General features: G+C 60.9%; 22 protein-coding genes. 9 read left to right on the forward strand and 13 right to left on the reverse strand.

The window, feature by feature from the left end:
* Positions 1 to 120: 120 nt before the first annotated feature.
* The 3 genes from preA to hydA form a co-directional block, all read right to left on the reverse strand.
* Positions 121 to 1,395: an NAD-dependent dihydropyrimidine dehydrogenase subunit PreA gene (gene preA / locus CQ009_RS26250; protein ID WP_105709142.1), complete on the reverse strand. Its 1,275-nt coding sequence runs from the start codon at positions 1,393 to 1,395 to the stop codon at positions 121 to 123.
* Entirely contained in the window at positions 1,396 to 2,763 is a 1,368-nt protein-coding gene (locus CQ009_RS26255) for an NAD(P)-dependent oxidoreductase (RefSeq protein WP_105709143.1), read from the reverse strand.
* Between the two features lie 159 nt (positions 2,764 to 2,922).
* Entirely contained in the window at positions 2,923 to 4,362 is a 1,440-nt protein-coding gene (gene hydA / locus CQ009_RS26260; protein ID WP_105709144.1) for a dihydropyrimidinase, read from the reverse strand.
* Positions 4,363 to 4,988: 626 nt separating this feature from the next.
* On the opposite strand from hydA, the gene CQ009_RS26265 reads away from it, so the two are divergent.
* Both CQ009_RS26265 and CQ009_RS26270 read left to right on the forward strand, forming a co-directional pair.
* Positions 4,989 to 6,473, forward strand: a complete 1,485-nt coding sequence (locus tag CQ009_RS26265; RefSeq protein WP_105709145.1) for an NCS1 family nucleobase:cation symporter-1 — start codon at positions 4,989 to 4,991, stop codon at positions 6,471 to 6,473.
* Between the two features lie 136 nt (positions 6,474 to 6,609).
* On the forward strand, positions 6,610 to 7,893 hold the full coding sequence (locus CQ009_RS26270) for a Zn-dependent hydrolase (protein WP_105709146.1): 1,284 nt from the start codon (positions 6,610 to 6,612) through the stop codon (positions 7,891 to 7,893).
* 134 nt (positions 7,894 to 8,027) lie between these two features.
* Here the strand turns inward: CQ009_RS26270 and CQ009_RS26275 are convergent, their stop codons facing one another.
* The 9 genes from CQ009_RS26275 to CQ009_RS26320 all read right to left on the reverse strand — a co-directional run bounded on the left by CQ009_RS26275 (position 8,028) and on the right by CQ009_RS26320 (position 18,005).
* Positions 8,028 to 8,237, reverse strand: coding sequence for a hypothetical protein (locus CQ009_RS26275; RefSeq protein WP_064390561.1), 210 nt, complete (start codon positions 8,235 to 8,237; stop codon positions 8,028 to 8,030).
* A 205-nt stretch (positions 8,238 to 8,442) separates the two neighbouring features.
* Positions 8,443 to 9,831 (reverse strand): amidohydrolase family protein, encoded by a 1,389-nt coding sequence (locus CQ009_RS26285; RefSeq protein WP_105709147.1) that lies wholly within the window; start codon positions 9,829 to 9,831, stop codon positions 8,443 to 8,445.
* Positions 9,832 to 9,844: 13 nt separating this feature from the next.
* Positions 9,845 to 11,212 (reverse strand): nucleobase:cation symporter-2 family protein, encoded by a 1,368-nt coding sequence (locus CQ009_RS26290; RefSeq protein WP_105709148.1) that lies wholly within the window; start codon positions 11,210 to 11,212, stop codon positions 9,845 to 9,847.
* Positions 11,213 to 11,439: 227 nt separating this feature from the next.
* Positions 11,440 to 12,501, reverse strand: a complete 1,062-nt coding sequence (locus CQ009_RS26295) for a GTP-binding protein (RefSeq protein ID WP_105709149.1) — start codon at positions 12,499 to 12,501, stop codon at positions 11,440 to 11,442.
* Positions 12,502 to 12,600: 99 nt separating this feature from the next.
* Complete coding sequence (locus tag CQ009_RS26300; protein WP_177431001.1) at positions 12,601 to 13,209, reverse strand: UbiX family flavin prenyltransferase; 609 nt, start codon at positions 13,207 to 13,209, stop codon at positions 12,601 to 12,603.
* An 11-nt stretch (positions 13,210 to 13,220) separates the two neighbouring features.
* Positions 13,221 to 14,606 carry a UbiD family decarboxylase gene (locus tag CQ009_RS26305; RefSeq protein ID WP_105709151.1) on the reverse strand — a complete coding sequence of 462 codons (1,386 nt, stop codon included), beginning with the start codon at positions 14,604 to 14,606 and terminating at the stop codon, positions 13,221 to 13,223.
* A 247-nt stretch (positions 14,607 to 14,853) separates the two neighbouring features.
* Positions 14,854 to 15,759, reverse strand: coding sequence for an amidohydrolase family protein (locus CQ009_RS26310; protein WP_064390555.1), 906 nt, complete (start codon positions 15,757 to 15,759; stop codon positions 14,854 to 14,856).
* Between the two features lie 4 nt (positions 15,760 to 15,763).
* Positions 15,764 to 16,693, reverse strand: coding sequence for an amidohydrolase family protein (locus tag CQ009_RS26315; RefSeq protein WP_008081962.1), 930 nt, complete (start codon positions 16,691 to 16,693; stop codon positions 15,764 to 15,766).
* Between the two features lie 406 nt (positions 16,694 to 17,099).
* Positions 17,100 to 18,005, reverse strand: a complete 906-nt coding sequence (locus CQ009_RS26320; RefSeq protein ID WP_105709152.1) for a LysR substrate-binding domain-containing protein — start codon at positions 18,003 to 18,005, stop codon at positions 17,100 to 17,102.
* Between the two features lie 118 nt (positions 18,006 to 18,123).
* Between CQ009_RS26320 and CQ009_RS26325 the strand changes: the two genes are divergently transcribed.
* The 7 genes from CQ009_RS26325 to CQ009_RS30115 all read left to right on the forward strand — a co-directional run bounded on the left by CQ009_RS26325 (position 18,124) and on the right by CQ009_RS30115 (position 24,356).
* A complete protein-coding gene (locus tag CQ009_RS26325; RefSeq protein WP_105709153.1) occupies positions 18,124 to 18,588 on the forward strand; it encodes a (2Fe-2S)-binding protein in 465 nt (154 codons plus the stop codon).
* A complete protein-coding gene (locus tag CQ009_RS26330) occupies positions 18,588 to 20,801 on the forward strand; it encodes a xanthine dehydrogenase family protein molybdopterin-binding subunit (protein ID WP_105709154.1) in 2,214 nt (737 codons plus the stop codon). The genes CQ009_RS26325 and CQ009_RS26330 overlap by 1 nt, the downstream gene beginning before the upstream one ends.
* Positions 20,802 to 20,807: 6 nt before the next feature.
* Positions 20,808 to 21,698, forward strand: coding sequence for a LysR substrate-binding domain-containing protein (locus CQ009_RS26335; RefSeq protein ID WP_064390552.1), 891 nt, complete (start codon positions 20,808 to 20,810; stop codon positions 21,696 to 21,698).
* A 197-nt stretch (positions 21,699 to 21,895) separates the two neighbouring features.
* The gene (locus CQ009_RS26345; RefSeq protein ID WP_105709156.1) at positions 21,896 to 23,392 is read left to right on the forward strand and encodes a helix-turn-helix transcriptional regulator; all 1,497 of its coding nucleotides are present in this window, start codon (positions 21,896 to 21,898) and stop codon (positions 23,390 to 23,392) included.
* Between the two features lie 137 nt (positions 23,393 to 23,529).
* Entirely contained in the window at positions 23,530 to 23,787 is a 258-nt protein-coding gene (locus CQ009_RS26350) for a DUF1652 domain-containing protein (RefSeq protein ID WP_064390550.1), read from the forward strand.
* 177 nt (positions 23,788 to 23,964) lie between these two features.
* Positions 23,965 to 24,177 carry a hypothetical protein gene (locus CQ009_RS29885; RefSeq protein ID WP_146117574.1) on the forward strand — a complete coding sequence of 71 codons (213 nt, stop codon included), beginning with the start codon at positions 23,965 to 23,967 and terminating at the stop codon, positions 24,175 to 24,177.
* Positions 24,178 to 24,212: 35 nt separating this feature from the next.
* On the forward strand, positions 24,213 to 24,356 hold the full coding sequence (locus tag CQ009_RS30115; RefSeq protein ID WP_177430999.1) for a hypothetical protein: 144 nt from the start codon (positions 24,213 to 24,215) through the stop codon (positions 24,354 to 24,356).
* A 3-nt stretch (positions 24,357 to 24,359) separates the two neighbouring features.
* Here CQ009_RS30115 and CQ009_RS26360 read toward each other — a convergent pair whose 3' ends face one another.
* Positions 24,360 to 25,466 carry a Gfo/Idh/MocA family protein gene (locus tag CQ009_RS26360; protein WP_105709158.1) on the reverse strand — a complete coding sequence of 369 codons (1,107 nt, stop codon included), beginning with the start codon at positions 25,464 to 25,466 and terminating at the stop codon, positions 24,360 to 24,362.
* Between the last annotated feature and the right edge of the window lie 44 nt (positions 25,467 to 25,510).

The following is a 25,510-nucleotide window of genomic DNA, read 5'->3' on the forward strand; positions in this document are numbered from 1 at the left end:
CGTCACGGCAGGTAAGAAGATCTAAAACCGTCCACCATGTCTCCGAACATGTGTCCACCATGTCTCCGGTACATACAGGGAGAGGGTTAGGGTGAGGGTCTTTCAGGATCAGCCCCCGATTCAGACCGCAACGTGATACGGATTGCGCGGATCATGATTCCAGTCCAGAAACGGCTTGCCAGTCTCCATCGGCACCATCTCGATACAGTCCGCCACCGGACAAGTGATCTGGCACAAGTTACAACCCACACACTCCTCATCAATCACTTCATATTTATGCGTGCCGTCCGCCTGCTTCAGACTACCGATCGCCTGGTGTGAAGTGTCCTCGCAAGCAATGTGGCAGCGCCCGCAACCAATGCACGCCTCCTGATCAATCTTGGCGATCACCTGATAGTTGATGTCGAGGTACTTCCAGTCCGTGGTGTTGCCCACCGCACGCCCGGCAAACTCGGCAATATTGGCGTAACCCTGACTGTCCATCCACCGCGACAACCCGTCCTTCATCTCCTCGACAATCCGGAAACCATGCAGCATTGCCGCCGTGCACACCTGCACCGCACCGCTGCCCAGCGCCATGAACTCCGCCGCATCACGCCAACTGCCGATGCCGCCAATCCCACAGATCGGCAAGCCTTGAGTCTGCGGATCGCGGGCAATCTCGGCGACCATGTTCAGCGCAATCGGCTTCACCGCCGAACCGCAATAACCGCCATGCGTGCTTTTGCTGCCGACGGTGGGCAGGGCGACCATGTGTTCCAGGTCGACGCTGGTGATCGAGTTGATCGTATTGATCAGCGACACCGCATCGGCGCCGCCGCGATGCGCCGCCCGGGCCGCGACACGAATATCCGTGATGTTCGGCGTCAGTTTGACGATCACCGGCAGCGAGCAATAGGTCTTGCACCAGCGCGTGACTTGCTCGACGTACTCCGGCACCTGACCAACCGCCGCACCCATGCCACGTTCAGGCATGCCGTGCGGGCAGCCGAAGTTCAGCTCGATACCGTCAGCGCCGGTGGCTTCGACCAGCGGCAGAATGTGTTTCCACGACTCCTCTACGCACGGCACCATCAGCGACACGATCAACGCGCGATCCGGCCAGTCCTTCTTCACCTGAGTGATTTCGCGCAGGTTGATTTCCAGCGAACGGTCGGTGATCAGCTCGATGTTATTGATGCCGAGCACTTCGCGGTTATTGCCGTAATGCGCTGAGTAGCGCGAGGAGACGTTGACCGCCGCCGGATCCTCACCGAGGGTTTTCCAGACCACGCCACCCCAGCCTGCTTCAAAGGCGCGGACGACGTTGTAGGCTTTGTCAGTAGGTGGCGCGGAGGCCAGCCAGAACGGATTCGGCGCCTTGATGCCAGCGAAGACTATCGAGAGATCGGCCATTTACGCAGCCTCCACGTTGAGCATCAGTTGCGCGTTGATCGCCTCGGCGGCGAGTTTGCCGTGCTGTACGGCTTGCACGGTGAGGTCTTGATCGAGGCTGGTGCAATCGCCGCCGGCATACACGCCGGGGACGCTGGTGCGCAGGTTTTCATCGACGTAGATGCGTTCACCCTGACGCTTGAGCTCACGGGCCAATGGGTCAGCGAGGGCGCTGCCATCGAACGCCTGGCCGATGGCTTTGAAGATGGCATCAGCGGCCAGTTCGAAGGTCTCCCCGGTGGTTTGCAGGCGACCGTCGACCAGATCGGTACGAGCGAAACGCATGCCGCGCACCTGGCCCTGAGCGTCGAGCAGCACCTCTTCCGGTTGCGCCCAGGTCAGCAGGCGTACCTCATTGGCTTTGGCGATGTCCTGCTCATGGCCGGTGGCGCCCATGTCCGCCGCGCCACGGCGATACACCAGATTCACATCACGGGCGCCGAGGCGGGCCATTTGCACAGCCATGTCGATCGCCGTGTTACCGGCGCCGAGGACGATGCAACGCTCGGCCAGCGGCAGTTGCGTGAGGTCATCGGCCTGACGCAGTTCGCGGATGTAATCGGTGGCAGCAAGCAGACCCGGCGCATCTTCGTGTGCCAGGCCGAGTTGTTTGCTGGCATTGAGGCCGAGGCCGAGGAACACCGCGTCGAACTGCTGATGCAGTTCGCTGAGGGTCAGATTCTCGCCAAGCTTCTGCCCGTGGCGGATTTCGATGCCGCCGATTTGCAGGAGGAAATCCAGTTCCTTTTGCGCGTAGTCATCGACCAGTTTGTACTTGGCGATCCCGTATTCATTGAGGCCGCCAGCCTTCTCCCGCGCTTCGAAAATCACCACGTCATGACCGTGCATGGCGCTACGGTGCGCACAGGACAAACCGGCAGGACCGGCACCGACCACAGCAATGCGTTTGCCGGTGGTGGCGGCGCGCTGGAACGGGTGTTCGGTGAAGTGTGCGTTGTCGACGGCATAGCGCTGCAGCAGGCCGATCAACACTGGCGCGCATTCGTGGGCGTTGTTGCGCACGCAGGCTTGCTGACAGAGGATTTCGGTCGGACAGACTCGTGCGCAACTGCCGCCGAGGATGTTGGCCGAAAGGATTTTCTGCGCAGCGCCGGGGACGTTGTCCTGATGGATATTGCGGATGAACGAGGGAATATCGATCTCGCTCGGGCACGCATTCACGCACGGTGCGTCGTAGCAATACAGGCAGCGCGAGGCTTCCAGATGCGCTTGCCGATCGTTGAGCGGTGGCGCCAGATCAGTGAAATGCCCGGCGAGGGCGGCCGCGCTTTCGTGCGGGTGGGGGAGATGGTTCAGGGTCTCGATCACGGTTTATGGCCTCACGGTTATTTGAGGTGCTGCCTCTGATGGGCAGATCGTTCCCACGCTCTGCGTGGGAATGCCTCTAGGGACGCTCCGCGTCCAGTGACGCGGAGCGTCACGGGCTTCATTCCCACGCAGAGCGTGGGAACGATCATCTTCTGGGGATCAGCGTTTCACGGCAGTGGGCCGGTGCATCTCAGCCCGCTTGCTCAGCAAATCAAACACCGCCGGATACGCCGGCCGTTCGATATACCGCCCGGCACTGCGCTCGGCGCGCAGGTCGCCATCGGCCCAGACCACGCGGCCCTGGCTGACGGTATGGCTCGGCACGCCGCGTACGGTCTTACCTTCGAAGATGTTGAAGTCCACCTGCTGATGGTGGGTCTTGGCGGAAATGGTGCGCGTACCCTGCGGATCCCACAGCACCAGATCGGCATCGGCGCCAACGCGAATCGCACCTTTGCGCGGATAGAGATTGAAGATTTTCGCGGTGTTGGTGGAGGTAAGCGCGACGAAATCCTGCATCGACAAACGCCCGGAGTTAACCCCCTCATCCCAAAGCACCGCCATGCGATCTTCAATGCCGGCGGTGCCGTTGGGAATCTTGCTGAAGTCATCACGGCCGGCGGCTTTTTGCTCCGCGCAGAAGCAGCAATGGTCAGTCGCGGTGGTGTGCAGATTGCCGTTTTGCAGACCGTGCCAGAGCGCTTCCTGATGACCGCGCGGGCGGAACGGCGGGCTCATCACGTAACCGGCAGCGGTCTGCCAGTCCGGGTGTTGGTAGACGCTGTCGTCGAGCAGCAAATGCCCGGCGAGCACTTCGCCATACACCGGTTGGCCCTTGCTGCGCGCATAGGTGATTTCGTCGAGGGCTTCTTTCGTTGAGACGTGCACCAGGTACAACGGCGTGCCAATGGTTTCAGCAATACGAATCGCCCGGCTCGCCGCTTCACCTTCAACCTGCGACGGCCGCGACAGCGGATGCGCTTCGGGCCCGGTGATGCCTTGGGCCATCAACTTGCGTTGCAGGTGATAGACCAGCTCGCCGTTTTCCGCATGCACGGTCGGCACTGCGCCAAGCTCCAGACAGCGCTCGAAACTCGCCACCAGCGTGTCGTCGGCGGCCATGATCGCGTTCTTGTAGGCCATGAAGTGCTTGAAGCTGTTGATCCCGTGATGGCTGACCAGCTCGGCCATTTCCTCACGCACCTGCTCGCTCCACCAGGTGATCGCGACGTGGAAGCCATAGTCGGACGCGGATTTTTCCGCCCAGCCACGCCACTGATGAAACGCTTCCATCAACGACTGCTGCGGATTGGGAATCACAAAGTCGATGATTGATGTGGTGCCACCGGCCAGTCCCGCCGCCGTGCCACTGTAAAAATCTTCACTGGCCACAGTGCCCATGAACGGAAGCTGCATGTGGGTGTGCGGATCGATGCCGCCGGGCATCAGGTATTGGCCACTGCCGTCGAGCACTTCGGCGCCGGCGGGAATATCCAGGTTTTCACCGATGGCTTTGATCACGCCGTCGGCGCAATAGACGTCGGCGCGATAACTTTCATCATGGGTAACAACGGTGGCGCCACGGATCAACAGAGACATTCCGAGTTCCTCGCAGGCATTGACCGACTTGTGCCGGTTCTAGATGTTTTATTGATGTACGGCGTTGCAGGGTGTATTCCTGTCAGCGCTGTCAGGAATAGAAACTAGTCGCAGATTTGCAATAGATCAAGATTATTTTTTATAAGCTTATGACTATTTTAAGTGATTGAAAAATAAAGATAAAACCGATGAATCACCAAAATGGTGAGGCCGTTCACCATTTTGACGCACTTGACAGGATGGAAATATGAGCAAGATTTTGTATGTGAAATCAGCCGCTTGAAGTTGAGCTGCGGCTGCTCGCGCACATTGAAAATAAATGCAGTGCACCAGATTGAGTCCTGACAGTTCGAACAACTTGCCCGACGTTTAGCCTGAGCGTTCAGACAAGTTTTCGCGGACTCCCAAGGTGAATAATTAAAACTGATGAATATCAGAAAGTTGCAAAGCGTTTGCAGTACCGCCCGATGCGAAAGCGGGGCACCCGGCACGTTTATTGATGCCGCCGCTGACACCATGGCCGGTGCACGAAAGTTGTCAGTTCCTCCGGCCATCGTCCGGTTTGCACCTGCGAGTGCCAGCCGCCTGATGAGCAAAAAAATAATCAGAAGAACAGTGGAGCGGCCATGCAACAGAACAGATCGCAAGTGACCGAGCGCGACGGCTTGTTCGAACTCGAAGCCGGCAGCGATGTCCTCGACAGTCCCCGTTACAACCACGACATGGCACCGACCAAGGTGCGCGAACGAACCTGGAACAAATGGCACATCACCGCGCTGTGGGTCGGCATGTCGATCTGTGTGCCGACCTATACCCTCGGCGGCGTGCTCACCGCGTACTTCGGCTTGACCGTCGGCGAAGCGCTGCTGGCGATTCTGTTCGCCAACGTCATTGTGCTGATTCCGCTCACGCTGAACGCCTTTCCCGGGACCAAGTACGGCATTCCGTTCCCGGTGCTGCTGCGTTCATCGTTCGGCATTCTCGGCTCCAACGTGCCGTGCCTGATTCGCGCGTTGGTCGCGTGTGGCTGGTTCGGCATTCAGACGATGTTTGGCGGGTTGGCGATCCACCTGTTTCTCGGCTCGGTGTTCGAGGGCTGGAAATCCCTCGGTGGCACCGGGGAGGTGATCGGCTTCATGGTGTTCTGGGCGCTGAACCTGTGGGTGGTGATTCGCGGCGCCGAGTCGATCAAGTGGCTGGAGACGTTATCCGCGCCATTGCTGGTGGCGGTCGGCATCGGCTTGCTGGTGTGGGCGATGCCCAATGTGTCGATGACCGAACTGCTGGCGATCCCGCCAAAACGTCCGGAAGGCGCCAGTGTGGTGAGTTACTTCGCCGCCGGGTTGACGGCGATGGTGGGTTTCTGGGCGACGTTGTCGCTGAACATTCCGGACTTCAGTCGTTACGCCAAGAGCCAGAAGGATCAGATCCTCGGGCAGATTTTCGGCCTGCCGCTGACCATGTTTTTGTTCGCTTCGCTGGGCGTAATCATGACTGCGGCGTCGGTGAAACTGGTCGGCGTCACCGTGTCTGATCCAGTCAGTCTGATCGGTCATATCCAGAGCCCTGTGTGGGTCGCGGTGGCGATGGCGTTGATCATCATCGCCACGTTGTCGACCAACACCGCCGCAAACATTGTCTCGCCGACCAACGACTTTCAGAACATCGCGCCCAAAGTGATCAACCGCACCAAAGCGGTGTTGCTGACCGGGTTGGTCGGGCTGTTGCTGATGGGCCATGAGTTGCTGAAAAAGCTTGGTTTGATTGTCTCCGATGTCAGCCTGGAAACCGTGTATTCCAATTGGCTGCTCGGGTATTCAAGCCTGCTCGGACCGATCGCCGGGATCATGGTGGTGGACTATTTCCTGATCAAGAAACAGCAACTCGATCTGGCCGGGTTGTACCGCGATGACGTCTATCCGGCGTGGAACTGGGCGGGGTTTCTTGCGTTCGGGGTGCCGGTTGTACTGACCTTGTTGTCGCTGGGCAGCGATGCGTTCAGCTGGTTCTACAGCTATGGCTGGTTCACCGGCTCGGCGCTGGGCGGGATTATTTATTACGGGTTGTGCGTGATGCGTGCGCAGCCCTCTGCCGTTAAAACAGCGGTGTAAGTCATGATCGTTCCCACGCTCTGCGTGGGAATGCAGCACGGGACGCTCTGCGTCCCAACAGCGGACGCAGAGCGTCCATGGATGAGTGCCCACGCAGAGCGTGGGAACTATCGGTATCAGCACTGAGGAGATCCCCATGAACGCAGCCGTAGACGTTCTGCAATCGACCCATCAGCACATCAACCGCGACCGCTTATGGGCGTCGCTCATGGAGCTGGCCAAACTCGGCGCCACGGTCAAGGGCGGGGTCTGTCGTCTGGCCCTGACCGACCTCGACCGCCAGGCCCGCGACCTGTTTGTGCAATGGTGCAAGGACGCCGGATGCAGCGTCACGGTCGATGAAGTCGGCAACATCTTCGCCCGTCGCCCGGGGCGCAATCCCGACCTGCCGCCAGTGATGACCGGCAGCCACATCGACACCCAACCCACCGGCGGCAAGTTCGATGGCTGCTTCGGCGTACTCGCTGGCGTCGAAGTGCTGCGTACCCTCAACGACCTCAAGGTGGAAACCGAAGCGCCACTGGAAGTGGTGGTCTGGACCAACGAAGAAGGCTCGCGCTTTGCGCCGTGCATGATGGGCTCCGGCGTGTTTGCCGAAAAATTCACCCTCGAAGAAACCCTCGCCAAGGTCGATGCCGAGGGCGTCACGGTCGGCGAAGCGCTGAACGCCATCGGCTACGCCGGTTCGCGCAAGGTCAGCGGACATAAAGTTGGCGCTTACTTCGAAGCGCACATAGAACAAGGCCCGATCCTCGAAGACGAGCAGAAAACCATCGGCGTGGTGCTCGGCGCGCTGGGGCAGAAGTGGTTCGACCTCAAGCTGCGCGGCGTCGAGGCTCATGCCGGACCAACCCCGATGCACCTGCGCAAAGATGCCTTGGTCGGCGCCTCGGTTATCGTCGGCGCAGTCAACCGCGCAGCCCTCGGCCATCAACCGCACGCCTGCGGCACGGTCGGTTGCCTGCAAGCCTATCCCGGCTCGCGCAACGTCATCCCCGGCGAAGTGCGCATGACCCTCGACTTCCGGCATCTGGAACCGGCGCGGCTGAATTCGATGATCGCCGAGGTCAAACAAGTCATTGACGCGACCTGTGAGGAACATGGACTGACTTATGAACTGACACCTACCGCCGACTTCCCGCCGCTGTACTTCGAAAAAGGCTGCGTGGAAGCGGTACGCGGCGCGGCCAAGGGCCTGGGCCTGTCGCACATGGACATCGTCAGCGGCGCCGGCCACGACGCCATTTTCCTCGCCGAACTCGGTCCGGCGGGGATGATTTTCGTACCGTGCGAAGGCGGCATCAGCCACAACGAAATCGAGAATGCCGCGCCGGATGATCTGGCGGCGGGGTGCGCGGTGTTGTTGCGGGCGATGCTGGCGGCTTCGGCGGCGGTGGCAGCCGGACAGCGTGCTGCCTGAAGACACGGCATAACCTGTGGGAGCTGGCTTGCCAACGATGGCGGTGGATCAGTCGACTCTGTATCAACTGAAAATCCGTTATCGCTGGCAAGCCAGCTCCCAACAGGATTCATTTACTCAGGTGAGTGAGGCGATCAGCCGGAACGGTCGTTTTTGCTTGCGGCACTCGTGCGCCGGTCATTGCCATTCGGATTGCCGATATCCAGCAAGCGCCTCTCCACCAAGACATTCTCCAACGCCTGACGCTCAAACGGCGCCATCTGGTGTTCGCGCTTTTTCAGCTCCAGCAGAATGGGGCTGGACCAGGTGCGATAGGTCTGTTCGATCGTGCGACGCGACGTCATCAGTCTCTCCTTGATCAAGAGCCCTGGGGCTCAGTCCGATGAGGGAGTAACGTTAGTCGACAAACCCGGAAGGCGCGAATACACCGCAATCCCCTGTAGGAGTGAGCCTGCTCGCAATAGCGGTCTGTCAGCCACGTTAACTCTGACTGATACACCGCTATCGCGAGCAGGCTCACTCCTACAAGGGTTTTGTGGTGGGTTTTGATCAGTCGTCGACGTTCATCAATTGCTGCACGCCTTCCCACGCTTCGGCGCGCATGCGTTCGATGTCCAGGCCCGGAATTACGCCGTTGTCGACGACGATCCGGCCGCCCACCAGGCTGTATTTCACCGTGATCGGTTCGCCCGCGACCACCGGCGCGACGGCGCTGTCGTGGAAGCCATAGAACCGAGGATGATCGAGGCTGTAGACCACCAGGTCCGCCGCTTGCCCGACTTCCAGCGTGCCGACGGCGCCAAGCCCCAGCACCTGCGCGCCGCCCGCCGTGCCCCAGTGAATGACGTCTTCAGCGGTGGTCGCCGAGGCGCCTTGTTCGGCGCGGTGGATCAGCCACGCGGTGTTGGCTTCGCCGACCATGCTTCCGGATTCGTTGGAGGCGACACCGTCGACACCGAGGGAGATCGGCACGCCGGCCTCGTACATTTGCGGGATCGGCGCGACGCCGCTGCCCAGCCGGGCGTTGCTCACCGGGCAGTGGGACACGCCGGTGCCGGTCTGCGCGAGCATGCGGATTTCTCCCGGTTGCAGGTGTACGGCGTGGGCGAACCAGACGTCGGGGCCGAGCCATTCGTGTTCGGCGACGAATTCCACCGGCAGGCAGTTGTATTTTTCCCGGCAGAAATTCACGTAGTTCTGCGTTTCCGACAGGTGCGTGTGCAGGCGCAGGCCGAGGCCGCGCGCGGTATGGGCGAGTTCGCGCAGCAGGGTTGGCGGCAAGGAAAAGGTCGGCGTGGTCGGGGCGACGACCACGCGGCGCATCGCGTCCGGGGTGTCCTGGTGATACAGCGCTTTCAGCCGTTCGATATCGCCGACCATTTGTTCGAGGCTTTCTGGTTGCAGCGCCGTTTTCGAGAAGCCGGGATGCGCGCTGGCCGACTCCAGCGCGCCGCCACGGCACAGCACAAAGCGCAGGCCAAATTCATCGGCCATGTCGAACAGCAAGTCGCCGGTCTCGGTGCTGCCGTGGGCGTGGTAGAGGTAGTGGTGATCGGCGCAGGTGGTGACGCCGGACAGCAGCAACTCGACCATGCCCATCCGTGCGGCGATCCGCGCCAGTTGTGGGGTGAAGCGGTTGAGGCGCGGGTAGGGCACGCTCGCCAGCCAGCCTTGCAGATCCTGATTCAGTCCTTCGGGCACGGCTTTGAGCAGGTTCTGGAACAGGTGATGGTGGGTGTTGATCCAGCCTGGATAGACCACGCTGTTGCGCGCGTCGATCAGCCGTTCGCCGGGTTGTGGTTCAAGGTTCGCGGCCATTTCAGCGATGCGACCATTGACCACGCGAATGTCCACGGCGCCGGCCCGCGCGCGAGGGCCGCGCAGGCCGGTCATCACCGCGACCGGGTTCTTGATCAGGATGTTCTGAAGTTGAGTCATGGGCAGCTCCAAACTAAAGGATGTGCGAGGCGGATTTGCTGGCGGTGGTTTGCGCCACGCTGACGCCATTCAGCGCGGCATTGAGCAGCACCGACACCAGGCAAGCGATAACCACGCTGCTGTGCAGGAACGGCTGCGACCACTCGGGAAGTTGCTTGAACAAGGTGGGGGCGAGCACCGGCACCAGCGCGGCGGCGAGGGTGAAACCGACGATCAGCACGTTGTAGCGATTGCGCTCGTAATCGACTTTGGCGAGGGTTTGAATGCCCGCCGCCGCGACCACGCCGAACATGGCAATACCGGCACCACCGAGGGCGGCGGTCGGCATCGAGGCGATGATCGCGCCGGCCTTCGGCACCAAGGCAATCGAGCACATCAGCAAGCCGCTGACCGCGACCACCCAACGGCTGCGCACGCCGGTAAGAATCACCAGGCCGACGTTTTCCATGAAGGCGATAAACGGAAATGCGGCGAACATGCCGGCGATGGTGCTGGCCAGACCGTTGGCGCGCAGGCCGTTGATTACTTGTTTGTCTTCCACCGGTTTTTCGACGATATCGCCGATGGCCACAAACAGCCCCATCGATTCGACCATCTGCACGATCATCACCACGACCATGGTCGCGATGGGAATCAGGCTGAAAGTCGGCAGCCCGAAATAGAACGGGTAGGGCACGGTCAGCCACGGCGCTTCTTCGACGCTGTGAAAACTGCCCATGCCCAGACCGTAGGCCAGAGCGGCACCGATCAACATGCCGATCAGCACCGCCATGTTGCGCAGCAACGGGCTGCCATAGCGGTTGACCAGCAGAATCGTCAGCAACACCACCACCGCGACGCCGAGAAACGTCGGGGCGCCGAAGTTGCTCGCATTGCGCCCGCCACCGACCCATTCATAAGCAATCGGGAACAGCTGCAAGCCGATCACCGTGACGATGCAACCGGTCACCACCGGCGGAAAAAATCGCCGCAATCGACCAACGAACGGCGCCATCAGCATGGTGAACAATCCTGCGCCGATGACCGCGCCGCAGACCCCGGCGAATCCCACTTCCGGGTTGCTGCCGATGGCGATCACAGGTCCCACGCTACTGAACGCCACGCCTTGCAGAATCGGCAGACGCACGCCGAATTTCCAGAAGCCGACGGTTTGCAGAAGGGTGGCGATGCCTGAGCAGAACAGCGTGGTGCTGATCAGCACCACCGTGTCGGCGTGGGACATTTTCAGGGCGCTGGCGACAATCAACGGCACGGCGATGGCGCCGATGTACGAGACGGCCATGTGCTGCAGGCCGAGGGTGAGCATCTGTCGCACCGGCAAAACGCGGTCGACGGGGTGCACGGTGGATGCGGTTTTCGATGGGGATGTGGCTGACGACATGGGGAAACACCTCTGGCTGTTTTATGCGGTAGAGAGGGGTATTCGTCTGATGCCTGCTGCAGATCCCCTGTAGGAGTGAGCCTGCTCGCGATAGCGGTGAATCAGTCACCATCATTGCTCAATGACACACCGCTATCGCGAACAGGCTCACTCCTACAGGTTTTGTGGCATCAGTCATTCGTACACATGTGCCCGAAGCCGCCATCCACCGGCTCCGATGCCTTGTTTCAGCCTGCCAGGCAGGCGGCGAAGCCCTGGTTCAGCGCCGCGCGGTCCAGGTCGCGACCGATGAACACGATCTTGCTCGAGCGCGGCTCCGTGCCCCACGCGGTCGAGGCGCGAAATTCCACCAGGCTGTGCACGCCTTGCAGCACGTAGCGCTGATCTTCGTTGGCGACCGCGAGCACGCCTTTCATGCGGTACAGGTTGTCAGCCTGGGAGGAACGCAGTTCGCTGATCCAGCGGTGGAACGCCATCAGGTTGACCGCGCCGTCCACGGCGATGCCCACCGATGACACGCTTGGGTCGTGTTGGTGGTCCTGCTCTTCAGTAGAGTGCTCAGCGTGATGCTGATGGTCGTGATCATGGTGATCGTGCTGATCCGCGCCGATTTCCATCAGCTTCTGCGTGCATTCAAACGCGCCGATGCCGAGGATTTTCGTCAGGTCGATCTGCGCATGGGTCGAGGTCACCAGATCCGCCGTGGCGTTCAAGCCACGGATCTTGCCGCGCAGGGTTTCAACTTCTGCAGGGCTGACCAGATCGACCTTGTTGATGACGATCCGGTCGGCGCAAACAATCTGATCCACCGCCTGATTGTCGACGCCGTCGAGTTGCAGATCCTCCAGATGCTGGGCGATGTGTTTGGCGTCGACCATGGTCACGATCGCGTCGAGTTCCACTTCCTCGGCAATCGGGTCATTGATGAAAAAACTCTGCGCCACCGGGTAAGGATCGGCCAGACCGCTGGTCTCGATGAGGATGTGATCGAGGCGCACCGGGCGCGCCACCAGTTCGCGGACGATGCGCAACAAGTCCTCGCGAACCTCGGCGGTGCAGCACACGCAGCCGTTGACCATCTCGTAGATTTCTTCGGTCTCGGAACTGAGGACGAGGTCGCCGTCGATACCGACTTCACCGAATTCGTTTTCGATCACGGCGATTTTACGACCGTGGTTTTCCTTGAGGATGTAGTTGAGCAGGGTGGTTTTACCGGCACCGAGGAAACCGGTGAGGATGGTCACGGGGATTTTGGTGTTGCGGGTTGGGGCGTTGAAGGGGGTGTTCATGGTGAGGCTCCTTTGATTGACCGGTGCACACTGAATTCGGGTGGTGCTGCTTTTCTGTAGGCCTTCGCCTGCTCGCGATAGCGGTGTATCAACTGAGATTTACTTCACTGACACTCCGCTATCGCGAGCAGGCGAAGGCCTACAGGGAACTATGTGTTCTTGATCTCTCCAGCGGGTGGCGACGCCGGCATCGAGGCCGAACAGGTCGAGCACGCGGCCGAGGCTGTGGTCGACCATTTGCCCGAGGCTTTCCGGGCGGGCGTAGAACGCCGGTACCGGCGGAGCGATGATCCCGCCCATCTCGGTGACGGCGGTCATGTTGCGCAGGTGCGCGAGGGTCAGCGGGGTTTCGCGGGCCATCAGCACCAGGGTGCGGCGCTCCTTGAGCGTGACGTCGGCGGCGCGGCCGATCAGCCCTGATGAGGTGCCGGTGGCAATCTCTGCCAATGTGCGCATCGAACACGGCGCCACCACCATGCCCAGGCAGCGAAACGATCCGCTGGCGATCCCGGCGGCGACGTCATCGGCGCGGTGGTAGTGGCTGGCCAGCGCGGTGACGTCGGCGAGTTTGTAGTCGGTTTCGTGGGCCATGGTCAGCAGCGCCGCGCGGCTGATGATCAGGTGGCTTTCGATGTCCAGCTCGGCGAGCAATTGCAGCAAGCGCACGCCGTAGATAAACCCGGACGCGCCGCTGATGCCGACGACCATCCGTTGCCGGTTCACGATTGCAGACCTTTGAGCAAAACCCTCGCCCGCTCAAGAACATCCTGATCAAGCTGCGCCTTGATCCCGTCAAATCCTGAACCGCGAGTCGCATCCAGGCCCATCCGCGACGTCGTGCCATTGACCGACGACGATGGATCCAGCGGACTCCCGGGCAAACCATCAATGGTGAAAATATCCAGGTGCGGCTGAAAGTGCGTGGCCAGCGCCCACAACACCTGGCTGTCATCGCTGATGTCGATATCGCTGTCCACCGCGATCACGGTTTTCAGATACGGATCCCAGCCGAGCAAGGCCAGCATGATCTGCCGCGCCTCGCCGTCACGGCTCTGATCCAGCGCCACATAGCAGTGAAAATGCGTGCCGGAATTCGGGTAATGCACGGCGGTGACGGCGGGGAAACGCGCCTTGAGTTTTTCGCTCATCTCGGCTTCGCGGGGCAGGCGGGCGAGGGTCAGGTGTTCGGCGTAGCGGCCGCCCATCACGTCAACCAGCCAGGCATCTTTGCGCTTTAACAGGGTGTCAACGCGCAGCACATTGTTGGTCGAGCGATCCGAGGAATAACCGCTGAACTCGCCGAACGGACCTTCTTCGGCGTAGGCCGCCGGGTCGATGGCGCCCTCTAAAACAAACTCCGCGTACGCCGGTACACCGATGCCGTAGCGCGGGGTTTTCACCAGCTCCAGCGGCGCGCCGAACAGGCCGCCAGCGACGGCGCGTTCATCGCTGCCATACGGCAGGCGTGCAGCGGCGGCGAGCATGAACAGCGGATGCGCACCGACCACCATGGCCACGCGTAATTCTTCGCCACGTTCGCGGGCGGTCTGCAGCATCCGCCACAGGTGACCGCGTGAATGCAGGCTGGTGGCGAGGGCCTGACGGGCGTGGCGCATCGAGCGGTGGTAGCTCATGTTGGCGATGCCGGTCAGCGGGTCTTCGGCAACGATGATCGCGTTGGTGATGTACGGACCGCGATCACTGTCGAAATGCTTGAGCATCGGCAGCAGCGCGAGATCCAGCGCTTCGCCTTCGAAGACTTCATCAAGGATCGGACCGGTCTCCACATAACGTGGGGCGATGGGTTGGTTGGCGCGGGTCTGGAAGGTTTCGTGCAGTTGCGCCGGAGTGACGCCAAACAACCGGGCGATGCGGGTGCGAGAGGCGAACAGATTGGTCGCCACCGGCACGCCGAGGTTGCCAACGTTTTCGCAGATCAGTAGCGGATCGCGGCCCTGAGCGGCGAGGGCGTCGACCAGGGCGGTGACGTCCTGGTCGGCGGAAATCGGTTGGGTGACGGTCAGCACATCGTCCGGGTACTCACGGCGATAGGCGTCGATGAACACGTGAAAGTCCTGAGAATCGCCGAGCGTCGAACGGGTCATGGTGTCACCTCGTAAAAAGCAGGCACGCAGGGGTGAGAGGGCGTTCGCGCAGCCAGCCGTTGGCCTGCCGGGCGAGCGAAACGCCGGGTCATCTTCGTGCCTGTAAAGTCGCTGTGTGCTCTGTGTTGAACACCGCTCCCCTGTAGGAGTGAGCCTGCTCGCGATAGCGGTGTGTCAGTCACTATCACCGCTAAATGACACACCGCTATCGCGAGCAGGCTCACTCCTACAATGAGATTGGCGTTAGCTAGAGATAGGTGGTGGTCAGGCGTATGTCGGCCTCGGCCAGGTCCTTGGGCGGTGGCGTCGGTTCGATCCCGCACAACCTTGCGATGTTGTTGCCCAGGTAGTCTTCGAGATGATCCTCATCAATCCCCAACCCCTGCGGTGCCGGTGAGCACAACACCTCAAGTTCCCTCAGCCACATCCCCGGCTCATTCGGCGGCGAATCGGTGCCGAACACGATCTTGTTGCGCGGCAGTTCCTTGGCGAACTCGACGATTCGCGACTGGAAGCACCAGCCCGATTCGCAGTACACGTTCGGCGTGTCCATCGCCATCCAGAACGCTTCGAACGAGTAGTTGCCGCCGGTCTGGATACCGAAGTGGCCGATGATGAAATTGACCATCGGGAACTCGCGGATGATCGGGTAGAACATCGTCGGAATCGTGTACGGACCGTCGCCGGTGTGGATCAGCACGACGATGTTGTACTTGGCGCAGACCTTCATCGCCGGACGCAGCCAGTCGAGTGCGCGATCCGGGCGATAGCCGTGCATGTTGGCGTGCAGCTTGAGCATCTTGAAGCCGTATTCCTTGATGTGGAATTCCAGCTCCGCCGCACCGTTTTCCGGTCCCCAGCGCGGGTTGAAGTTGAAGTTGCCGATGAAGCGGTCCGGGTACTTCACACAGAGTTCGGCGATGTACGACATGTAGTCGCGCACGCCCTCGCGGCCGCGGCGGTTGCCGTCGCGATAGCCGGTGTTGCCTGGTGGCGGCTGGATGAAACCCATGTCGATGCGGCGTGGTTTGCCGTTGATCATGTACGGGCCGTCCATCAGCTTGAGCATGCGCTCGCCGGTGAATGGTTCGCCAGTGTGGCGCCAGGCCTCGTCGACCAAGTTGGTGGGGTGCAGATGGGTGTCGATGATCATCGGTTCAGCTCCTGGCCAGTTGAGTGGTGACGGGACGCTTGAGTTGCGCCTCTGCTTCGGAAACGGAACGCGGTGGCGGGGTGGGTTCGAGGCCAATCATCCGCGCGGTGTTGTTGCCCAGGTAGTCTTCGAGGGTGTCCTCGTCGAGGTTCAAGCCTTGTGGCGGCTCGTGACAGAGCACTTCGAGCAGGCGCAACCACATGCCCGGTTCGTTCGGGGGCGTGTCGGTGCCGAAGAGAATTTTGTGCGTCGGCAGAACCTTGGCGAATTCGACGATCCGCGATTGCAGGCACCAGCCGGATTCGCAGTAGACGTTGGGCAATTCCATCGCCCATTGCATCGGTTCAAACACGTAGACGCCGCCGGTCTGCACGCCGAAGTGGGCCATGATGAAATTGACGTTGGGGAATTCCTTGATCATCGGCACCCATTCCGACGGGATGCTGTAAGGCCCGTCGCCGGTGTGCAGCTTGACCGGAATGCCCAGCTCGGCGCATTTCTCGAAACATGGGCGCACCCAGTCGAGTGCGCGGTCAGGACGGTAGGCATGCATGTTGGCCTGCATCTGCACCATGCCGAAACCGTGTTCCTTGACGTAGCGCTCGATTGCCTCGACGCCGTTTTCCACACCGCAGCGCGGGTTGTAGACGAAGCAGCCGATGAAGCGGTCCGGGTAGGTCTGGACCATTTTCAGGGTGTAGGCCATGTAGGCGTCGATGGATTCACGGCCGGTCAGGTCGCCGTCGGTCCAGGTGTAAATCGTGTTGCCTTGCGGTGGCTGGATGAAGGCTTTGTCGATACGGCGCGGCTTGCCGTTGACCATGTACGGGCCATCCATCATCTCCAGCAGACGCTCGCCGGTGAACGGGTCACCGTCATGCCTCCAGGCGAGGTCCACGAGATCCGTGGGATAGCAGCTGATATCGATGATCATTGCAGTCGATCTCCTGATAGCGGGGAAGGGAGCCTTGCGGCTCTCGGCATCCACGTCCCGGGCAATCGGCCGTTGCTATGCGCAGGATTCGCGCATTCCCTCGCCTGTTCGCATCCGGCCCGGGTGGGTGGCTGCTGAGGGCGAGTATTGGAAAGGGGGGAGGGGTTCGTACAATATTAATTGGGCGGGGTGGTGATATGCGTTCGATATGGGCAGATCAGGAGCTACCCTCACCCCAGCCCTCTCCCGGAGGGAGAGGGGGCCGACCGAGGTGTTTTTCGCGATGCATCGACTTGAAAGTTCGAGTCGATTATGGATTCAAAGCTGATCTCTCAAGTCGGCGTAAGTCGTCAATATCCCACGATCAGTCCCCTCTACCTTTGGGCGGTCCGACGTTTCGGGAGGGCTAGGGTGAGGGCTGGATTTCAAGTGTCCGCAGGGCCAACAGTTTGATCGCTTCAACCACCGGCGCCACACGCTCCGCCTGCCCAGGCGGCCACACCGCGTAAAGGTTGTAATGCGCGGCAATCTGCGCCTCGTTCAACGCCACCAAGCGCCCACTGCGCAGCGCATCAGCCGCCAGTAATCCACGCACCAACCCCGCGCCAACGCCAGCTTCTGCAGCGGCGATAAGGTTGGCCGCGTTATCAAAAATCACCCGCGCCGGTGGTTCGCTCGGGGTCATGCCGGCGGCATCCAGCCACGGAATCCATGAGCGCCGCGTATACCCCAACAACGGTAATTGGAGAATCTGCGCCGGGCTCAACGGCACCTGCAAACCATAGCGTTCCAGCAGATCAGGCGAAGCCACCGCCAACACCCGATCGCCACAAATCTGCGTGATTTCGCAGTCGTCCCAATCGCCATAGCCGTAGCGCAACGCCAGATCGACCCGCTCAAACGTGCTGCGATCACTGCGCGGCATCGACAGCAACGTCACCTCGTAATCCGGCAGCCCGTCGAGCAACTGCGGCAGGCGCGGATTGAGCCAGCTCTGGGCTAGTTCGCTGTCGACATCGAGCGTCAACCGTTGCGCGACGCTGCGGTTTTTCACCGACGAGATCGCCCGATCAATCTGCGCCAGACCGTCCGACAAGACACTGGCAAACAACTGCCCGGCATCGGTCAGGTTGCTGCCGCCACCTTCGCGCACAAACAACGGCTGGCCAATGAAATCTTCCAGCGCACGAATCTGCTGGCTGATCGCGCTGTGGGTCAGATCGAGTTTGCGCGCAGCGCTGGAGAAACTGCCGCTGCGCGCGGCGTGGATAAACGCGCTCATGGACTGCACCGACGGGTATCGCTTGTACATGTTGTTAGTCCTGCTTACAGCGGTTGGCAGAAATCGTCGCTGGCCGGGTTTTGCTCGGGGTTCCAATAATCGGTCACCAGGCCCGCACAAAGACGGGCCGCTCTTTTGGAGCCTGACAATGATTGCATTCACGGTTAACGGCGAACGACGCGAGCTGGATGAAGCGTCCTCCTCCATGCCCTTGTTATGGGTACTGCGTGATCAACTGAAACTCACCGGCACCAAGTTCGGTTGCGGTATGGGCCTGTGCGGTGCCTGCACCGTGCACCTGGACGGCGTTGCGGTGCGATCCTGCCAATTGCCGGCGGCCGCCGTCGCGGGCCACAGCATCACTACCATCGAAGGCTTGTCGCCGACGCAAAGTCATCCGTTGCAACTGGCCTGGGTCGCCGAAGATGTGCCGCAATGCGGCTACTGTCAATCCGGACAGATCATGTCCGCCGCCGCGTTGCTCAACACCGGTGCGGCGGTGACCGACGATTCGATCCGCAATGCGATGTCCGGAAATATCTGCCGCTGCGGCACTTACGGACGTATCAACAAAGCGATCAAACGTGCGGCGAATGCGCCGAAGGAGGCGTGATGAGCCCCATTGACGACAGCCGCATTGAACTGCCGCGGCGGGTTTTTCTCAAGCAAGCGGCGACCATCGCTTCAGGTTTGGCAATTGCCCTGTATCTGCCGAGCGCAATAGCGGCGACTGACCCGAAAGCCCCGGCTCCGGCCAGCGAGTTCGAACCGAATGCCTGGGTGCGGATCTTTCCCGACGGCACGGTGAAACTGGTGGTGCACAAGCACGATTCCGGCACCGGCACGCACACCGCGCTGGCCGCGTGCGTGGCGGAAGAATTGGACGTCAACCCGCTGACCGTGCAGGTGATCACCCCGGAAGATCCGTTCTTCGAAACCTACATTCATCCGGTCTGGAAAGTCTTCTCCACCGGCGGCAGCACCAGCGTTTCTCTGGAATACGATCGCCTGCGCATGGCCGGCGCCACGGCGCGGGCGCTATTGATCACCGCTGCCGCGAAACAGTGGAAAGTCAGCCCCGACAGTTGCACCACCGAGGAAGGTCGAGTGATGCACACGGCGAGCAAGCGCAGCCTCGGTTATGGCGAACTGGTCGGCGTCGCGGCGAATCTGCCCGCCCCGACCAACGTCACGCTGAAGGATCCGGCGCAGTTCAAGTACATCGGCAAACTGCGGCATAAACGCGATGCAGCGGCCAAGGTCTGCGGGCGTTTCAAGTACAGCATCGACGTGCAATTGCCGGGCATGCTGGTGGCGGTGATCCTGCGTGCGCCGGTGGTCGGGGCGAAGGTTGTCAGCGTCGATTCGGCGGCGGCCCTGCAAGTGCCGGGCGTGCGTAAAGTGCTGGCGATTCCGGGCCGCCCCGATGTGCTCGGCGGCAATCTGGAAGGCGTCGCGGTACTGGCGGACACGTTCTGGGCCGCGCAGCAGGGCCGCAAAGCGCTGGAGATCCAGTGGAGTGACTCGCCGCTGGCCGGGTTCGACAGCGAGCAGCTATTCAGCGCTCAAGCCAAGGCCATCGGCGATCCGACAGCACAAACCGTCAAAGCCATGACCCAAGGTGATGTCGCCGGACAATGGGCGAGCGCGGCGCAGCTGATCGAAGCCGATTACACCATGCCCTACAAGGTGCAAAACCCGCTGGAACCGATCTGCATCACCGCGCAGGTCAAGGACAAGGCGATCACCTATTGGGGCGGCGTGCAGGTGCCGTCCTCGGCGCTGGAAGCGGCGCAAACCGTGTGCGGGATCGACAAGGCCAACGTGACCATTCATGAGTTGGTCTCCGGCGGCAGTTTCGGTGCGCGGGAGGCCAAATACTGGTTGTTTGAAGTCGCGTATCTGGCGCAGAAAACCGGCGTGCCGGTGAAACTGCTCAACAGCCGTGAAGATGAAATGCACGCGCTGTTCTATCATCCGGCGACGCTGCATCGGGTCAAAGGCGCGCTCGACGCCCAAGGCAAACTCAGCGCGCTGCAACTGCACGCGGTGTCGCCGGCCTCGCCGGAGCAGTGGGAGCCGGGGTACTTCGAACGTCCAGACAAGATGGATTACAGCACCACCGAAGCGATCACCGCGTGGGACTTCGCCTATCGCCCGCCGCATCTGCAGCTGAATTGGGTCAAGCACGAAAGCAACGTGCCAAGCGGTTGGTATCGTTCGGTGAGCTTTATCCCCAACGTGTTTGCCGTCGAGAGCTTCATGGATGAGCTGGCGCATGCGGCCGGTGCAGATCCATTGGCGTTCAGGCTGGCCAACATGCAGGAAAGACCCCGCCATGTGGCGGTACTCAAACAAGCCGCCGAACGTGCCGGTTGGGGTAAACCATTGCCGCCGGGCACAGCGCTGGGGATCGCGACCAATCAGGGCTACACCAGTTTCATCGCGGTGGTGGCGCGGGTTTCGACCGTTGACGGCAAGCCGAAAGTCGAGAAGCTCACCTGCGTGGTCGATTGCGGTTTGGCGGTGTCGCCCGGCGGCGTTGAAGAGCAGATCTACGGCGGTTTGATGTGGGGTTTCGGCCACGCGTTGTTCGATCGGCTCGATATCAAGCAGGGCCGGGTGGTGCAGAGCAATTTCCACGACTATCGCGTCACGCGCATGTCCGACATGCCGGCCACCGACATCCTCGTGCTCGACGGTGAGCCGAGCAAACCCGGTGGTGTCGGCGAATTGGGCAGCCCTTCGGTGGTGCCGGCCATCGCCAATGCGTTGTTCGCGCTGACCGGCGTGCGCCAGCGTTCGACACCGCTGAGTCTGGGGTAAGCCGCCATGGACTTGCGTCTACTCCGCTACTTCATGGCGCTCGCCGATGAGCTGCACTTCGGTCGAGCCGCCGAACGCCTGCACATCTGCCAGCCACCGCTGAGCCAGCAGATTCGTTTGCTGGAGGAAGAACTCGGCACGCCGCTGTTCGAGCGCAGCCATCATCGGGTTGAACTGACCGCAGCGGGGCAGATGCTCAAGGAGCAGGCGCCGCTGGTGTTCGAACAGCTCGAACGGGCGCTGGACCTGACGCGACAGACCGGGCGCGGGCAATTGGGCGAGCTGGAAATCGGCATGATCAGTTCGGTGATGGTCGGCGTGCTGCCCAAGGCCTTGCACCTGTTTCGAGAGCGCTATCCGCAGGTCAACTGGCGCTTGCATGAGATGACCCCGGCAGCGCAGGTCAAGGCGTTGAAGGAGAAGCGTATCGATGCCTGCGTGTTTCGCGTCGGCTATGACGACCCGTTGTTACGCAATGAGTTGCTGATCTACGAGCCAATTCATGTGGTGATGCCGACGGACCATCCGCTGGCGCAGCGCGAGGTGCTGGCCCCGGCGGATCTGGCGCAGGAGCCGTTTGTGGCGCTGGAATTGAAGCAGTCGCGGTTCGCCAATTTTCTCTATCAGTGCTGCATTCAGGCCGGGTTCACCCCGCAGATCCGTCAGCAGGTGATCGAGGTACAGACCTTGCTCAGCCTGGTGCGCGCCGGGTTTGGCGTGGCGCTGTTGCCGGCGTCCATCGAGCAATTGGCGCCGGCGGGGCTGGTGTTTCGGCGGCTGACGCCGGCGTTGCCGGAGGTGCCGTTGTATGCCACTTATCGCGCCGACGATGCTTCGCCAGTGCTCAAGCTGTTTCTTGACACGCTACGGGAACTCAAGACGCAAAATTCGAACTGAAATCCAATCCCTTGTAGGAGTGAGCCTGCTCGCGATAGCGATGTGTCATTCAACGGCTCTGCTGGCTGACACACCGCTATCGCGAGCAGGCTCACTCCTACAAAGGGATTTGTGCCGTTGCGAACATTTATGCTCGGCACGATCAGAGGGCGCTGCGGTCGTACTCTTCACATGGGCGTATCACTTGTGGAGATCCAATGAGCCAGGAAGTCCTGACCACCGAAACCAACCGCCGCCAGTTGCAGCAAATCATCGCCGGGCTGTCCGACGGGGTGATTCTGCTGGAGCTGGATCAGAGCATTCTCTGGGCCAACGAAGCCGCGCTGTCCATGCACGGTGTCAGCCGGATCACCGATCTGGGCCACAATGCCGACGAATACGCCAAGAAATTCAACTTGCGCTATCGCAATAATCACTCGATCACCGCCGAAAACTACCCGATCAGCCGGGTAGCGCGCTGTGAGAGTTTCAATGACGTACTGATCGAAGTGTCGCCGACCGATGATCCGGAACGTATCTGGGTGCACAGTGTGCGCAGCATGATCCTCACCGATCGCGAAGGGCAGCCCGAATCGCTGGTGCTGATCATGAGCGACGTCACCGACTGGGCCAACGCTGAGCAACGCTTCGAAAAGACTTTCAACGCCAACCCGGCGCCGGCGGTGATTTGCCGTCTCAGCGACCTGCGCTACATCAAGGTCAATCTCGGCTTTCTCGAAATGACCGGCTATACCCGCGAACAAGTGATCGGCACCTCGGCCTATGAGATCGACATCTTCGAACAGGCCGAGAAAAAGGATCTGGCGATTCAGCGTCTGCGCGATATCGCGACCATTCCGCAGATGCAGTCCGAATTGCGCCTGCCTGATGGCGGCAGCAAGCAAGTGATCGTGGCCGGCCAGCCGCTGACGCTCAACGATGAGGATTGCATGCTGTTTTCCTTCGTCGACATGGAGCCGAGGCACAAGGCCGAGGTGGCGCTGCGTCAGAGCGAGGAGCGTTTTGCCAAGGCCTTTCGCCTGACGCCGGTGCCGATCCTGATTTGCAGTGCCGATGAGCAGCAGGTGATCGACGTCAATCAGGCCTTTCTCGAAACTCTGGCCTACGACAGCGAAGACGTGCTCGGCAAAACCGTGACGCAGCTGGATTTCATCGATGACAGCGGTGCGCGCACGCGTTTGCTGACCGCTCTGGCGAAAAACGGTCGAGTGGATCGGGTGGACGTGCGGGTGCGCAAGAAGGATTCGGAACTGCTTGAGTGTGCGCTGTCGGCCGATACCGTGAATATTCAGGACACACCGTGTTATTTGCTGGTGTTGATGGACATCACCGAGCGCAAACGCACCGAGCTTGAACTGGTGGCGGCGATTGAAGAGGTGATGAAGGATGCTTCCTGGTTCAGTCGTACGCTGATCGAGAAGCTGGCCAATGTGAAGAAGGTCAATTCGCCGCAACTGCCAAGCGTGTCGTTCACCGATCTGACGGCGCGTGAGCGCGATGTGCTGGGGTTGATCTGTGAAGGGCTGGCGGACAAGGAGATCGCGGCGCGGCTGAAACTGGCGCCGAATACCGTGCGTAATCATGTGGCCACGGTGTATTCCAAGCTGGATGTGCACAGCCGCAGTGAGGCGATTGTCTGGGCGCGGGAGCGTGGTTTGTTTTCTGGGGAGCCGGGTGGCAAGGGGCAGCGATAGGGTGCAAATGCACTAGTTGATCTGGTGCATTTTGAGGTGTTGGTGTCGGGTGGCTGTTCTTAGTCTGTTGGGGTGCGGCGCGAGCCTTTTGAGGTTTGTGGTCGCGTCCCTTCGAAGTTGCTAAAGGAACCGCCGTAATGATGAATCTTGCGCAGTTACGCGCACAGCTTGAGCGCAGTTTTTCGCCGCTGGCATGTGAATGTCTGGTGGATGGTGATCATTCGCTGACCGTGAAGTTATATCACCCAGTGTCGGGGCAGGTGGATCTGGTGATCAGTGGGCTGAAACTCGATGCGCTGCGCACGCCGGAGTCGGTGGAGGCGTTGATCGACGAATTACGCTACGAGCTCGAAAGCAACTCCCTGCGCTCCTCACGGGACCCCGACCTGGCATAACCCGTGTACGCGCTGCCCGTGAAAGCAGCGGCGTGCGTAAAATCGACAGCCCTGGCAGGCTGATCAGGCGTCTTTACTGGCGCTTGCGGTGACCTCGGCTATAAAGAATGAGTGGTCAGGTCTTGCGTGGCCGGTCGGGGCGCGCAAGTAGGTCTTCAATTTACCGCGGGTCGTCCTATGAACAATCCTGGGAATCGCGTGTTGCCGTTGGCTTTTTTTGCCGTGCTGCTGGCAGGCTGTGCCAGTCCGCCGCCACCGCCACCCGTCACTCCACCTCCACCGCCGGAACGTACTTGCCAGGTTCTCGAAAATACTGAGGTCGCCGGCGACATGTACGTCGACGGGCAAGTGACTCGACACATCACCACCACCCGTTGCGTCACTCAGTAACGTCGGCGGGGCAAAAGTCCCGGGTTGAGCGGATCGTGCTGATCGCCGATCTGCTCGGCACGGCAGTGTTTGCTGTGGCGGGGGCCATTGCGGCGTTGCTGGCAGGCGCAGCGTGTTTGCTGCTGCGCCTGTTGTCAGTGCATTTTGGCTGGCAGTTGCCGAAAGTCATGGGTGCCTGAAGCTTAAACTTCTTCGAGCCAGACCCAACGCCGCTCGTGTGCGGCGAGGCGAATTGCCGTGGCCAGACGCTCGACCGCCCAGGCCTGTTCGAAGTCGGTGCCACCCTGATGGGAGCCGGCCAGTGCCATCAATAGGTCATGTACCTCTAGCGTCTTCAGTTCGTTGTAGCCCAGTTGGTGGCCCGGGGCCGGGCTGAAGGCGGCGTAGCCCGGCAGGTCAGGCCCGGCAAGCAGGCGCTGGAAGCCGTCTTGTCCGGCGCGGAACAGACGCAGTTCGTTCAAACGCTCCTGATCGAACGTCAGGGTGCCGCGCGTGCCGCTGATTTCAAAACTCAGGTGATTCTTGTAGCCATGTTTGAGCCAACTGCTGCTGAACGTGCCGCGTGCGCCGTTGGCGAAACGCAGCAAGGCATGTACCTGATCGTCGACGTTGATCGGTTTTTGCGTGGTCCCGGCCGGGCGTTGGGTATGCACGGTCTGGGTGTCGGCGCAGACGGCTTCGATGTCACCCAGCAGATAGCGCGCCATTGCCAGCAGGTGACTGCCGAGATCGGCCAATGCGCCGCCAGCATGGTCCGGGTCGCAGCGCCATGACCACGGCGAGTCGGGGTTGGCCATGAAGTCTTCGCTGAACTCGCCCTGAAAGCTGATGATCTCGCCGAGTTCGCCGTCGCGTATCAAGTCGTGCGCCAGGGTGATCATCGGATTGTGCTGATAGTTGTAGCCGACCCGGGTGACTACGCCGGCGTCTCTGGCGGCCTGGCACATCGCGCTGGCTTGTTCGAGATTCACCGCCAGGGGTTTTTCGCAGTACACCGCTTTGCCGGCAGCCAGGGCGGCCATGGCCATCGGGTAGTGCAGGTGATTAGGGGTAGTGATGGCGACCAGATTGACCTTGGGATCATCGATCAATTGTTGCCAGTCGCTATGATGGCCGGCAAAACCCCAGGCTTCGGCACAGTGGCGGGCACGCTGCGGGTCGGCGTCGGCGAGGGCGGCGAGGGTGAGTCTGAACGGCAGTTCGAACACTGCACTGACATTGCGAAACGCCAAGGCATGGGCACGCCCCATGAAACCTGTGCCGATGAGACCGATACCGAGTTCGCGCATAGCCGTCTTCCTTTGGATTTTTATTTTCAGGAAGGCTATTTATG

This window comes from Pseudomonas sp. MYb2 (assembly GCF_002979955.1).
Classification (GTDB): domain Bacteria; phylum Pseudomonadota; class Gammaproteobacteria; order Pseudomonadales; family Pseudomonadaceae; genus Aquipseudomonas.